This is a genomic window from Escherichia sp. E4742 (genome assembly GCF_005843885.1).
GTDB lineage: Bacteria > Pseudomonadota > Gammaproteobacteria > Enterobacterales > Enterobacteriaceae > Escherichia.
On record NZ_CP040443.1, the window covers coordinates 1,807,192 to 1,821,465 of the forward strand.

9 protein-coding genes are annotated in these 14,274 nt (G+C 53.5%); 3 read left to right on the plus strand and 6 right to left on the minus strand.

Going from position 1 to position 14,274, the window contains the following annotated elements:
- Positions 1-31: 31 nt before the first annotated feature.
- Genes bcsC through bcsR form a run of 6 tightly spaced genes read right to left on the minus strand, consistent with a single transcriptional unit; the run spans position 32 to position 10,517 of the window.
- Entirely contained in the window at positions 32-3,505 is a 3,474-nt protein-coding gene (bcsC, locus tag FEM44_RS08785) for a cellulose synthase complex outer membrane protein BcsC (RefSeq protein ID WP_135522591.1), read from the minus strand.
- A complete protein-coding gene (gene bcsZ, locus FEM44_RS08790) occupies positions 3,487-4,593 on the minus strand; it encodes a cellulose synthase complex periplasmic endoglucanase BcsZ (RefSeq protein ID WP_135522613.1) in 1,107 nt (368 codons plus the stop codon). The genes bcsC and bcsZ overlap by 19 nt, the downstream gene beginning before the upstream one ends.
- 6 nt (positions 4,594-4,599) lie before the next feature.
- Positions 4,600-6,939: a cellulose biosynthesis cyclic di-GMP-binding regulatory protein BcsB gene (gene bcsB, locus FEM44_RS08795; protein ID WP_135522590.1), complete on the minus strand. Its 2,340-nt coding sequence runs from the start codon at positions 6,937-6,939 to the stop codon at positions 4,600-4,602.
- Positions 6,940-6,949: 10 nt separating this feature from the next.
- Positions 6,950-9,568, minus strand: a complete 2,619-nt coding sequence (gene bcsA, locus FEM44_RS08800) for a UDP-forming cellulose synthase catalytic subunit (RefSeq protein ID WP_135522589.1) — start codon at positions 9,566-9,568, stop codon at positions 6,950-6,952.
- Entirely contained in the window at positions 9,565-10,317 is a 753-nt protein-coding gene (gene bcsQ / locus FEM44_RS08805) for a cellulose biosynthesis protein BcsQ (protein WP_135522588.1), read from the minus strand. Before bcsQ ends, bcsA begins: the two co-directional genes overlap by 4 nt.
- An 11-nt stretch (positions 10,318-10,328) precedes the next feature.
- Complete coding sequence (gene bcsR / locus FEM44_RS08810) at positions 10,329-10,517, minus strand: cellulose biosynthesis protein BcsR (RefSeq protein ID WP_064527810.1); 189 nt, start codon at positions 10,515-10,517, stop codon at positions 10,329-10,331.
- A gap of 273 nt (positions 10,518-10,790) precedes the next feature.
- Between bcsR and bcsE the strand changes: the two genes are divergently transcribed.
- From bcsE to bcsG, 3 genes are read left to right on the plus strand one after another with little or no spacing between them, the layout of a single operon-like run.
- Complete coding sequence (gene bcsE, locus FEM44_RS08815; RefSeq protein WP_135385357.1) at positions 10,791-12,362, plus strand: cellulose biosynthesis c-di-GMP-binding protein BcsE; 1,572 nt, start codon at positions 10,791-10,793, stop codon at positions 12,360-12,362.
- Complete coding sequence (gene bcsF / locus FEM44_RS08820; protein WP_130216286.1) at positions 12,359-12,550, plus strand: cellulose biosynthesis protein BcsF; 192 nt, start codon at positions 12,359-12,361, stop codon at positions 12,548-12,550. The genes bcsE and bcsF overlap by 4 nt, the downstream gene beginning before the upstream one ends.
- Positions 12,547-14,226 (plus strand): cellulose biosynthesis protein BcsG, encoded by a 1,680-nt coding sequence (gene bcsG, locus FEM44_RS08825; protein WP_138158978.1) that lies wholly within the window; start codon positions 12,547-12,549, stop codon positions 14,224-14,226. Before bcsF ends, bcsG begins: the two co-directional genes overlap by 4 nt.
- The last annotated feature ends 48 nt before the right edge of the window (positions 14,227-14,274 follow it).

Genomic DNA, 14,274 nt, shown 5'->3' on the forward strand with positions numbered 1-14,274 from the left:
AGCGGCATTAAGAGAGGCGCTATCTGAAAACTTACCAGTCGGCGTAAGGTATCAGCGGCTGTGGCGGTAAATCCATATCGCCCTGCCATCCGGCGGCAGAATACCGTACGTAGAGCAGGAAATGGCTTGGCGCATAATCTTTCGCCTGTTGGATATCAATCGCCGTGCCGACAAACCAGTTGGATGTGACACGTCGTTCAAGTAACGCTCGCGCCGTATAGCCAAAGCCCTGACTGCTGCCGCCGTCGTTGGTCTGGCTGGCAGCATCATCTTTCCAGTCAGTCGGGATCAGGTTCATCAGCGGATAACGCGGCATGGTTTTGGTGCGCGAATGCGACCATGAGCCAGACGCGCCCAGCTCCCATGACCAGTTTTCCGTGCGCTCACGCCACATCACCGGTACGGCAAACGACAGATATTCCTGCGGGCTGTAGTAGCCGCCCTGCCCAAGTGAGTACCCACTCAGGTCTTTGTCGTAATGCCAGATCATGTTGTTCAGGCCGATAGTGACGCGACGATTATTCTGGTTGATGACTTTATAGTAATAGCCCGTCATCCAGCGCACGCGCCAGTTATCTTCGACATTTTTGCCGGTTAACTGGTCACCGCTAAGTGATGCCCAGATGCCGTTTGCCTCGCCTTTATCATAGCTCAGACTTAACCCCACACCATCGGCACGTACGCCGCCCCATTTTTTCCCGGTATTGCTCGGAGAGTCTTTCTGTCCGCCGAAGGCAAGTAATGAACTGGAAATAGGTCGGCGATGGGCGTTAACGGTGTAGCCAAGCGGACCGACATCGTCGCTGTAACTGACGCCGCCGACCACGTCCACGACGTTGAAGCCCATCGGCGTGGTGCCGATATCCCAGCTCCAGACGTCATTTCGCCAGCCGACCGCCACGCTGGCGCCGGAATCCGACTGGCTGCGATTACCGCTGCAGTCCTGCAACGTACAGGTGCCCCAGTTGTTATCCCATTTACCCTCAGCATCGGCGGAAAAACTGCCGACATTCATATTGACGAAATCGCTGCGGAAGAACATTCGTCCATCCGCATATGGCGCATCTACCTGCAACATGGTGGTGTGCGCTTTCAGGTCGGAGTAGCCGCCAGTACCGCTCGATCCCCAGTAATCGTGTTCCAGGGTGACGTTAAGATCCTGCTGACGATAGAGGTCCGCCGCATCGCTACGTACGCCGCGTTTCAGCCAGTCATCTTTTTCATCATTACGCGTAAGACGAGTGAAAGTGTCGTTATCCTGCGGACGCGTCGTGGTCACACCGGATGCGACCATCGCGTCTTTGTAGGTTTCCAGCGCCTGCTTTGGATCGCCCGCCTGTGCTTCAAACTTCGCACCATCGCGCAGTACCATCGCGCTTTCCATCGACGGCGGCTGAGATTTTGCCTGCGGGATCAGCTTGTTAAATGTCTGCTGCGCCGCTGCGATATCGCCAAGCTGCGCCTGCGCCAGCGCCACGCGCCGCTGAGTGTTCAGAGAGGCGTTATCGGTGGCGGGCAGTTTCGCCAGCTGGCTACGTGCCGCCGCTTTGTCACCAGCAGCGATATCCACTTCCGTCAGACCAAGAATGGCGTCGGCGTTAGTTGGCTCGCGCGTCAAAACGTTCTGATACGCCGCACGGGCGGCGGTGTAATCGCGCCGTTGCTGCGCCCAGTCGGCCAGGGTGAGATCAATGCGTGTGGAAGGTGGCTGCTGGCGCAGCATCGCTTCCGCTTCGGCTTCTTTGCCGCTTTCACGCAGGCGACTGGCTGTTTCCAGCACCTGATCGCTTTGCAGTCGGTTTGCCAGTTCATGAATATTGCTGTTCCACTGCGCGCGCGGCAGGCTGTTTATATGCGCCAGTGCCGCCCGGTCCTGATCATGACCGGAGAGATACAGCCCGTAGGCGTAAACCTGCTCCGGGTCGTTCGGCTTCTGCTGCGCCAGATTGCGCATCAGAGTATCTGCCTGGCTGCGTTGTCCGGCCTGCCAGAGATCCTGCGAAAGCCGGTAAGTAATCCACACACTGCCGGGGTCCAGCGCCAGTCGCTGGCGCTGAAGTGCTGCTGCCTGCGCCCATTTGCCCTGTTTTTCCAGCGCTTCGGCCTGCTGTGACAAACGGTCGTTTTGCAGACTGCGTTCGATGTCATCAACGCTGCGCCGCTGGCTGGCAGAGAGCGAGGCAATAAATGCTTCAGCCTTTTCCGGCGATTGCTGGCGATAAAGATTCGCCAGACCGCGCACGGCGTTGGTGTTGCCGCTGTCCATCCGCAGCGTCTGCTGATAATAACGTTCGGCGGCGGGGTAATCTTTGCGCGCCATCGCCACATCGCCCAGCCCCAGCACCGCATAGCTGTCGGCGTTATCGACATTGCGCGCCTGCTGGAACAGACGCTCTGCGCGGTCAGGATTATTGGCTTTCAGCGCAGCATCGCCCTGCTGGATCGCCAGCCAGTAGCGGTTCACTTTCAGCAGACTGTTCCACTTGTCGTTGTTGCTGCTGTGCGGGTCCAGCGCGAGGGCTTTTTCCAGATTCGCCACCGCATTAGCACGATCGCCATTCTGGGAATACGCTTGCCCCAGCGCCCCAAGGGCTTCACTGTCTTTCGGGTTAGCACGCACCGCCTGTTGCAGTTCGGGAATGGCTTTACCTGCCATGCCTGAGTCCACCGCTGCTAAACCTTGCGCACGGGCGCGGAAATTAGGATCGGCCAGCTGCTTTTGTTGTTCTGCCAGTTGCGATTGCGCAGCCGCCACATTATCGCCATCGCTAAAAATAGAGAGATATTTTTTCAGTGCCGACACGCTGGCGTCGCTAACGGGCATATCTTTTATCTGCCCGTACCAGATTTTAGAAGCACCATCACGACCGGCGTTAGATTTCGCCATCTGCTCCAGTACGGCAAAACCTTCGTCACGGCGATCGCTACTAAACAGCAATAGCGCCAGATTGTTTTGCAGGGCCGTGTTGCCCGGCGTATCCGCATTGATGCGTTTTAGCTGATTAATCGCTTCGCCACGGCGAGCCGGAATTTTTGCTACCGTACTCCAGTACTCGACGGCAATGTCACCTTCCGGCGGTGCCCCGTTGAACAGTTTGTTGTAACCCGCCACGGCTTCTTCCGCATGCCCGGTGGTGGCCTGCAATCGTGCCTGTTGCAGTGCCTGGCGACCATCCGGCGTGGAAAGCAACATCGTCGTCCGCGACGATTTGTAAGCGTTTGAACTCGGCGCTAATTGCGACAATCGGTCGAGTTGTTTTTGCGCCCCATCAACATCACCCTGCCGTAACAGAGAGCGAAAGCGGGCAGCAACGACGTCCGGGTTATTCGGATCAATAAGTTCCAGACGATACAGAGACTGCTGCACCAGGTCTTCGCGGTGAGTCGCTTCGCCAACTCGTACCTGCTCCAGTAACTGTTGCTGGGCGGTTGGCGCCGCCTCGACCATCGGCATCACAGCCAGACCGAGGGAAAGTGTGAGGATGTTTAGTGTGAATTTGCGCATTCCTGGCCCCAGTCAGGTAATAACTCACCTTTTGTCGAGAAGCGGAAACGGTGTTGATCCCAGCCTTGCCCGAACAGGGTCAGCACATAAGTGTAATAGGCATCGCTGCCAGGAAAGTTATCTGCCACACGCTGGCGCTGTACAGCCTGCGCGTCACGGTCCTGTAGAAACGGCAACATAGCCGCAGAAAAACCTACCAGCCCTTTACCCTGCGCTTTACCCGTAGCGACATCGACTTTCTCCGGCGGATAGCCGTTTTTCTCGGTGAATGTCGCCATCGGTTTAAAACGGTTGAGCATCCGCGCTTTTTGCGGATCGCTGTCGGGCATCATACCAACCCACATATAAACACGAATGGCGTCATAGCTGCTGATCAGCGTTTTTTCAGCTTTCAGCTGCCAGCCTTTATCTTTTTCATAACGCACCCAGTCAGGCGAAAAACCTTTCGGTGCAGTTTCCAGCAGCAAACGTTGATTCGTTTCGCGCAACGTAGTCCAGGGCGCGCCAAAGCGGGTGAAATACTGTGCCAGCGTCGGTGGTAGATAACTCGGGTTAAAACGCCAGGTGTTATCCTCAGCAAAGCCCACTTTGCCTGGTAACAGCATCGACCCCAACCCCGGCACAGTCACCACTTCCTCTTGCGCAATGCGTTTTAACAATGCGCTACCGATGTCGGTATAACGTTGTTCTTTCCACAAGCGGCCCGCCTCAAGCAATGACCAGGCCATCCAGATATCACCATCAGAGGCCGAATTGCTGTCCAGCACTTCCCACTTACTGTTCTCTTTTTTGCCCCACAGCCAGGCAGGCAAATGTTCGTTTAAGGCCCCCTGAGCAAGATTGTTCTGGGTCCAGTCAAGTAGGTTGTCAAATGTCGCACGATCATTAGCCGCCAGGGCAAAGAACATGCCGTAGCTTTGCCCTTCAGAGGTGGTAATTTTGCGTGCGTCACTGGGGTCAATGACGCGCCCTTCCTGACTGATGTAATCCTTTTTGAACTGCTCCCAGGCAGGCCAGTTGCAGGCGGCCTGAACACTGAAAGCAGCCAACAGCAGCATCGTCACGATCCCACTACGCAAAACTTTCATCATCGATTACTCATTATCCGGATTAAGACGACGACGGCTGATGATACGCAGCAGACGCCACAGTACCCAGGCCAGCAGCACCACGCTGATTGCCGCCAGTATCGCCAGCAGAATCGGATGGTTCGCCAGTGCGTACCATAAACGTTCAAACCACGGCAGATGACCGACGTAATAGACGTCGCCAACGCGCAGGCTGTTAACACCGGACTCGCGAATCACCGCTACGGAACCAAACATAGTGGCGCGTTTACCGCTGTCGTTCACCGCATCGTTGAGCATCTCGTAACCGCGTGGACTATCCGCCAGTAACGCAATTACGCTGCGCTGGTCGTTATACGGTGACTGGAAGCCAATCACCGCCGCCATCGCACCAGAAGAGGTCAGTGTGGACTGAGTTTCTGCTGCGCGGTCGTTTTCGTCTGGCACAATGCCGGGGAACGGAGTCTGGCGCATCGGCGTTTTCACCCAACTTTCGGTAGCCTGCACCAGCATATCGATCTGCTTGTCATCTTTTAATTTGTCCGGGATACCGCCAATTATCATGATATCGGCGTCTTTCCCCTGAATAGTGCTGCCATCATCGGTCACCGTCAGGTTGATCGCCGGGAAGCCCGTCTGTGCACCAATAAAGCCCACGGTATTAAGCAGTGTTTCCATCTGTGCTTCGTTTGGTGTTTTTGGCATCACGGTAATGGTTTGCGACAAATCCGCCATCCGGCTGAACGGGAAGCCCGCATTAGCAAACGCGCGCAGATCCGGCATCGGGATGAAGTGGTAATACTTTGAGAAATCAATAGTTGAGTCATCGCCAATCACGACGTGATTCTGCACCGGCTGGAAGGTAATGCAGTTATCCACCGAACCGCCCGGCATTGGGTTCATATACTCAAAATCGAAACGCAACTGGTTGGTCGCCCCCAGTTTCAGCGCCGGGATGGAGACATCGGTTTTACCATCCAGCAAACCTTGCAACACCGGGATCCGCAGCAGCAGGCGGTTCGCCTCCTGTTTACTGCTCAGGTTGAAAGATTGCAGGAACTGGTTGTTCAGGCTGATATCCATCCGCGAGCTGTCTTTCACCGGCGGCATGGTGTAGCGATAGTTGATATCCATATCGATACCGGTGCTGCGCATCAGGTAGAGATCTGGCGGCAAGTTCAGCGAGATGTTAATCGCTGCCGGCTCCAGCCCGCTGGACTGTAACTGTTCTTCATAGGTTTTCAGCTCACCAAAGGTGACCGGACGATCGGTTCGCACCCAGTTTGGCGCATCGTACGGTTTACGCGGCAATAGTGGTTTAACATCGTTCACCACTACGCTGTCGCCACGGAACAAAATATTGCCCTGAGCAATGCCTTTCGCCGCCTGCAATAGATCTTTGTCATCACGCCCAAAGACCACCAGCAATTTGACGTAAGGATTCTCCGGATGGTTGATCATCTCAATCACCGGGGCTTTTACTGCCGGATGATCGCGCAGGAAGTCCGGTCGCTTGTCATTGGTCGCAAAGACAATCGCATTGCGGTCCGGAAGCTGATTATAGAGTACCGGGAAGTTCTGTCCGCGCCAGCCAGAACGGGAACCAAACCACGACGCAACAATCGCCGAAGCCTGTTGCAGACCAACATCCGGCGCACCAGCAAAAACTATCGGCAACGTATTGGCTCGGTTATCCCTCGGGTCGAAAAACGGAATCGGGAAGTGCGACAGATCATTTTTCACATTCAGTGATTGATATGTCAGATCCAGTCCGCTACTGCGTCCGACATCCAGCCAGAGCGTTGTGCTGGCCGGGTTTTCACAGACATCCTGATAATGACCAACAAACTCCAGCCGCACGCGGTTGAAGTCGGTGATAAACAGCGGATTAATCGGCATTTGCGCCAACGTCTTTTTACCCAACTGCTCTTTGGTCACTGGCAGCACGCCCATCAACTCATCGTTCAGATAGACTTTCAACTGTGACTGTATCGGCAGCAGTGATGGCGACGGCGTATATTCAAGGTTAAGCATCGCCTTCGTCACCACTTCATCACTGCGCATACCAAACTCTATGCTGCCGTTCGGGTTAATACCACGCAGTACCATACTGCCCGGCGGCGGCGCGATTTGCGCAAAGGTCAGCTTCACATCGCGCGAAGGGCCATTCTGCGCCACGATGGGCGCGTCCGCGCCCTGCACGCCTGGCATCACCTGTCCGACCCGCGGATTTTGCTCCGCCTGGGCGGGTACAGCTGGCTCAGCATTGATCAGTGGTTGCGTCGTCGGTGTCGCCTGCGTCATGAAAGAGGGGAACGCACTCATCCCCATAGCCACTGCACAAATCCAGAATAGTTTTCTTTTCATCGCGTTATCATCATTGTTGAGCCAAAGCCTGATCCGATGGTTGTACCGTTTCGCTCCGCTCCGGGCGACGCGGAATGAACGAAACAACCCAGGAAACCAGAGAAGTCAGCACACGGAAAATGCCCTTCACCGAAGAAGGCGCAAACTCCGCCAGATGGCGGTAGCCACGGAAGCCGAGCTTCAAAATATCCAGCAGACTTTCCAGCGGCTTATCTTCCGGGTAGCTGTCCTGCCAGAGCGCCCATGTATCCGCACGGGCAAACGTACACTGCACAAAATCGATATGTTGCTGGGTAGTGAGCGGCATCAATTGCAGCCCCACTTCGTTACCCATCACGCGCGCAACCTGAGTCGGGAAGGCATACTCTTGCTGACCGCGTTTGAGCAGCAGATTCACTTTCTGTCCTTCCAGAATCTGCGCCTGACCGTTGATCTTGATCCCCAGTCCACCGTCAGAGAAGTCCTGAACGGTGCAGGAGAAAAGATGCCCATCTTCCCGGGCAATCGCCGCTGGCATGGTCATCTCAACACGGTGTGAACGACGTACCTGCTTGCTTTCTACCGATACCGCTACTGCGCCACCGAGAATAATCAGGTTGTAGAACACCCAAACCATACTAACGACCACGGTGAGCATTTCGGTCGGCGGGCCATAGAAGTAACGCCAGATGCCGACAGCAACACCGACCAGGTTGAGTAATACGAGGAAGATGTACGGTCGCGAGATCACCCAGTCGACGTACTCTTCCTCCACCAGACCACCTTTGGCGGTGACGTTAAATTTGCCTTTGTGCGGGTTAATCAGCGCCACCAGCGTCGGCGGGGCGATATACCAGGCGAGCACCGTCTCGTAGATTTCGCTCCAGAAGGAGTGGCGATATTTACCCTGAATCTTCGAGTTGGTCAGGCTGGCGTGAATCATATGCGGCAGCACAAACAGGGCTATCATCAACGCAGGCGCGTAAATGATGTAGGCGTGCAGCAGCAGAAACGCCAGCGGCGCGGTCAGGAAGATCAGCCGTGGAATCCCCGACAAAAAGTGGAACATAGCGTTGACGTAGCACAGCCGCTGGGCGAACTTCAGCCCTTTACCCGTAAGCGGGTTATCAAGACGGAAGATTTGCACCATCCCGCGCGCCCAACGGATACGCTGCCCAATGTGCGCCGAAAGGCTTTCAGTCGCCAGCCCCGCCGCCTGGGGAATACGCATATAAGCGGAAGTGTAGCCACGACGGTGTAAACGCAGAGAAGTATGCGCATCTTCAGTAACGGTTTCGACCGCGATGCCGCCAATCTCGTCCAACGGCTTACGACGAATCACCGCACAGGAACCGCAGAAGAAAGTGGCATCCCACATGTCATTACCGTCCTGCACCAGACCGTAGAACAGCGTACCTTCGTTCGGCGTTTTACGAAAACGCCCCAGGTTGCGTTCGAACGGATCTGGCGAGAAGAAGTGGTGAGGCGTTTGCATCATCGCCAACTGCTTTTCTTTCAGGAACCAGCCCATGGTCATTTGCAGGAACGAGCGTGTGGGAACGTGGTCGCAGTCGAAAATCGACACGAACTCGCCTTTGGCATATTTCAGTGCATTGTTGATGTTGCCTGCTTTCGCATGTTCATGCGTCGTTCGGGCGATATATTTCACCCCAACGTTTTGCGCAAACTGGCGGAACTCTTCCCTGCCACCGTCATCAAGGATCCAGATGTTGAGTTTGTCTTTCGGCCAGTCGATACCCAGCGAGGCATAAATGGTGTTTTTCACCACGCTGAGATCTTCGTTGTACGTTGGCACGAAAATATCCACTGACGGCCATTGCGACATATCTTTCGGCAGCGGTACTGGCTGACGATTCAGCGGCCACACCACCTGGAAGTAGCCGAGCACCAGCACAATCCACGCATAAGTTTCCGCAAATAGCAGGATTAAGCCACATACCAGACTGACCGGATCGTCCCAGTTCAGTGTGGAGGTGTAGCGCCACCAGATATAGCGACACGAGACAGTCAGCGACAGCACAATCAACATCAACGCCGAGAAGCGCCCTGGCAGACGCCGCACCATTAGCGCCACGCCCCACAGCAACATCAGGAAGATAAATTGCGACAACGGGTTAAAAGGCTGAGTGACGCAAATTAGCGCCAGAATCAGCGAGAAAGTCACAATGACGCCAAGAATAAAACGCCGTGCTCCGGCGCTCAGATGGCCCAGTTCTTTTTTCTCATCAAGATGTTGCGTGTTCTGGCTGACACGCTCTGGCAGTTTGTCCATCCATTGATGGTAACGCCCACGGATATTCTGCAAGCCAGAAAATGCCCGCCAGCGTGGTTTTGGCGTCTCTCTGCGTGAAGCGCCGATCAACAACCAGCAAGTCTGAATGACATAGCGGACCGGATCCAACGGGCGCGGACGCGAAGCGTTGATATGTGGGTAAAGATTTTTATGTTCTGCGCGAATACGCTGCCAGCGCGGGTGTTCAAGCGGAATGAACACCCAGGCCAGGATCAGCCAAAAACAGCCAAGCGTCGCGCTGAAAGCCGATGCGCCGTGACGACGATAATCCCGATAACGCCCGATAAGACGCGCGTTGACCGGCGGGATAAGCAACCACCGGGTCAAGATACTCATGACGCGCTCCCGGCTGGCTTTTTCAGACCGGAATAGTTCAACAGGCACCAGTTTGCCAGCGTCAGAACTTCCTCCGCCGCCAGCGCATCACTGCGGTATTCACCTAACGGCTGTTTCGCCGCCTGGCATTCAGCCATCGCTTCATCGCGATGAATCAACATTGGCAGTAACCGGCGCTGGCTTTGCAACCACAACTGGTAAATATCTTCCTGAACCTGGCTGCCAATGCGGAAATCATTAATCAATATATGCGCGCCAGCAGGCAGTGCTTGCTGATGCAGCCGAATATGGCAGTTAGCATCCACTTTAACGATTGCCAGCGAGTGATCGCACAGGCTCAGGATTTGATGCGTTATCTGCGAGGCGTCGCGCGGTAAGTCGATCAAAATCCATTGATAACGCCCACTGGCCTGCAGCTGCTGCAAGCCTTCGCAAATTGCACCCAACTGAGTTTGCCAGTGCTGGGGATTCTCTTGCTCTTCAATGGTTAACTGACCAAAAGGCAGCAGATCGAGCTGCGAGGTATAGCGCATCCCGGCATCTCGCCAGTCGTGACCATCCAGTATGGCTCTGGCCCAGCCCTGACGATGGGTAAAATCAACGTTGAACGACAAGCGCAACAAATTGTCCGGGCAGGCATCAACCACCAGGACATTTTCTCCCAACATTTGCAATGACCAGGCCAACGCGGCGGTGATGGTTGTTGTACCCACACCTCCCCGCACCCCCTGTAATCCCAGTACGGCCATTCACTACTCCCCTACTTCTGTTGCGCAAACTCAGCCAACAATGGCCAGCGTTTTAACGCTGCAGCCAACTGCTCACGCTGAGAAATATCGGCATAATCGATATCAGGCAGTGAAAACGCCTGCTTTAACGCCAAAATATCATTCTGAAAGATATAGCCTATCGCGGGATCAGGCAGAGTATCCTGTTCGTTGTTATTCATTATGCTTAATCTCGATAAAATATACCCGCCACGCATCAGTCAATTCTAATCAACAGAATTTTGCCCGTATAATGCCAGACGGCAATACGTAATCCGTTCATTTTTTAACTTTCATGTACGCAACTAACGAAAGTAAAAAACGAAAAGACTGATATCATAAGGCTTCCAGCCTGCTAAATTGATTCACATGCTAAATCTGATAAGTTTTAATTTCAATGGTAGGTTTATTTCTTAGCTTTCGCTAGTAAACTGATAATCAGACAAAATGGTGACTTGAGGGACGTTGTGGACCCTGTATTCTCTATCGGTATCTCATCTTTGTGGGATGAGTTGCGGCATATGCCAGCAGGCGGCGTCTGGTGGTTTAACGTCGATCGTCAAGAAGATGCTATCAGCCTTGTGAATCAAACGATGGCTTCTCAAGCTGAAACCGCGAAAGTCGCGGTCATTAGCATGGATAACGATCCCGAAAAAACCTTCAAATTAGATGATTCTCACGGACCGGAAAAAATAAAATTATTTTCAATGCTAAATCATGAAAAGGGGCTATACTATTTGCCCCGTGATTTACAATGTTCTATTGATCCCGAAAATTATCTTTTCATTCTTGTTTGCGCCAATAACGCATGGCAAAACATTCCAACTGAGCGGCTTCGTTCATGGCTGGATAAAATGAACAAGTGGAGCAGATTATACCATTGTTCACTGCTGGTAATTAATCCAGGAAATAATAACGATAAACAATTTTCATTGTTGCTAGAAGAGTACCGTTCTCTTTTTGGCCTCGCCAGTTTGCGTTTTCAGGGCGATCAACATCTGCTGGATATCGCCTTCTGGTGCAACGAAAAAGGGGTTAGCGCCCGTCAGCAACTCATCGTTCAGCAGCAAGAGGGTATCTGGACGTTAGTTCAGCGTGAAGAAGCGGAGATCCAACCACGCAGCGATGAAAAACGCATTCTTAGCAATATTGCTGTGCTGGAAGGCGCCCCCCCGTTATCAGAACACTGGCAACTGTTCGACAACAACGAAACTCTGTTCAATGAAGCCCGGACTGCACAGGCTGCAACCGTCGTTTTCTCTTTACAGCAAAATGGGCAAATTGAACCACTGGCCCGCAGCATTCATACCCTGCGTCGCCAGCGTGGTAGTGCGATGAAGATCCTCGTGCGGGAAAATACCGCCAGTCTGCGCGCCACGGATGAACGCCTGTTACTGGCCTGTGGCGCTAACATGGTTATTCCCTGGAACGCCCCGCTCTCCCGCTGTCTGACGATGATTGAAAGCGTGCAAGGGCAGAAGTTCAGCCGCTATGTTCCGGAAGATATCTCGACCTTGCTGTCAATGACCCAACCGCTGAAGCTACGCGGTTTTCAAAAGTGGGATGTGTTCTGTAACGCAGTAAATAACATGATGAACAACACGTTGCTGCCTGCACATGGTAAAGGGGTGCTGGTAGCACTGCGCCCGGTTCCTGGCATTCGTGTTGAGCAAGCCCTGACACTATGCCGTCCAAATCGCACTGGCGACATTATGACCGTTGGTGGAAATCGACTGGTCCTGTTCCTCTCATTCTGCAGGATCAACGATCTGGATACTGCGTTGAATCACATTTTCCCGTTACCTACCGGCGATATTTTCTCTAACCGCATGGTCTGGTTTGAAGATGACCAAATCAGCGCCGAGCTGGTGCAAATGCGTCTGCTGGCCCCGGAACAATGGGGGGTACCACTGCCTTTAACTCAGGCCTCCATGCCGGTAATCAATGCCGAGCATGATGGGCGTAACTGGCGACGAATACCGGAACCGCTGCGACTGTTGAGTGATCCTGTGGAGCATTCATCATGATGACCATCAGCGATATCATTGAAATCATTGTCGTTTGTGCGCTTGTTTTTTTCCCGCTGGGCTATCTGGCGCGCCATTCCCTACGGCGCATTCGTGACACCCTGCGTTTGTTATTTGCGAAACCTCGTTATGTAAAACCGGCCGGTACGTTACGCCGCGCAGAAAAAGCCAGGGCTACCAAAAAATGACTCAATTTACCCAAAATACCGCTATGCCTTCTTCCCTCTGGCAATACTGGCGCGGCCTTTCTGGCTGGAACTTTTATTTTCTGGTTAAGTTCGGCCTGTTGTGGGCGGGCTACCTTAACTTCCATCCACTACTCAATCTGGTATTTGCCGCATTCTTGCTAATGCCGATTCCGCGCTACAGCCTGCATCGCCTGCGCCACTGGATCGCCCTGCCGATCGGCTTTGCCCTCTTCTGGCATGATACCTGGCTACCTGGCCCGGAAAGTATTATGAGCCAGGGGTCACAAGTGGCAGGCTTTAGTACCGATTATTTAATCGATCTGGTCACGCGCTTTATTAACTGGCAGATGATTGGTGCTGTCTTTGTTTTGTTAGTGGCCTGGTTATTCTTGTCACAATGGATTCGCATCACCGTTTTTGTGGTCGCCATTCTGGTATGGCTGAACATACTTACGCTGGCTGGTCCAAGTTTCTCCCTGTGGCCAGCCGGTCAACCGACCACCACGGTAACAACGACGGGCGGTAACGCTGCAGCTACTGTCGCGGCAACCGGCGGCACGCCAGTAGTTGGAGATATGCCAGCGCAAACTGCGCCACCGACAACCGCAAACCTCAATGCCTGGCTGAATAATTTCTATAACGCCGAGGCGAAACGTAAATCGACCTTCCCATCCGCGCTGCCAGCGGATGCGCAGCCATTTGAGCTTCTTGTGATTAATATCTGTTCGCTTTCATGGTCGGATATTGAAGCTGCCGGATTAATGTCACATCCGTTGTGGTCGCATTTCGATATTGAGTTCAAGAATTTCAACTCTGCAACCTCATACAGCGGTCCGGCGGCGATTCGTTTGCTGCGCGCCAGTTGCGGTCAGCCATCGCACACCAATCTGTATCAACCAGCAAATAATGACTGCTATCTGTTCGATAACTTGTCAAAACTGGGCTTTACCCAGCATCTGATGATGGGACATAACGGCCAGTTTGGCGGCTTCCTGAAAGAAGTTCGCGAAAACGGCGGTATGCAAACCGAATTGATGGATCAAACAAATCTGCCGGTTATTTTACTGGGCTTTGATGGTTCGCCGGTTTATGACGATACTGCCGTGCTTAACCGCTGGCTGGACGTTACCGAAAAAGATAAAAACACCCGTAGCGCTACGTTCTACAACACGCTTCCACTGCATGATGGCAACCATTATCCGGGCGTCAGCAAAACGGCGGATTACAAAGCGCGAGCGCAGAAGTTCTTTGATGAACTGGACGCCTTCTTTACTGAACTGGAGAAATCGGGTCGTAAAGTGATGGTCGTCGTAGTACCGGAACACGGTGGCGCGTTGAAAGGTGACAGAATGCAAGTTTCTGGTTTGCGTGATATCCCCAGTCCGGCAATCACTGATGTACCGGTTGGCGTGAAATTCTTCGGCATGAAAACACCACATCAGGGCGCGCCAATTGTCATCGACCAACCAAGCAGCTTCCTGGCAATCTCTGATTTGGTGGTTCGCGTTCTCGATGGCAAGATTTTCACCGAAGACAATGTTGACTGGAAAAAACTCACTAGTGGATTACCACAGACTGCGCCTGTTTCCGAGAACTCGAATGCGGTGGTCATTCAATATCAAAATAAACCGTATGTTCGCCTGAACGGTGGAGACTGGGTGCCTTATCCGCAGTAATTACGAAAAAGGCCGCAGAGTTTCCCCCTGCGGCCTGGTCCGGGCGCA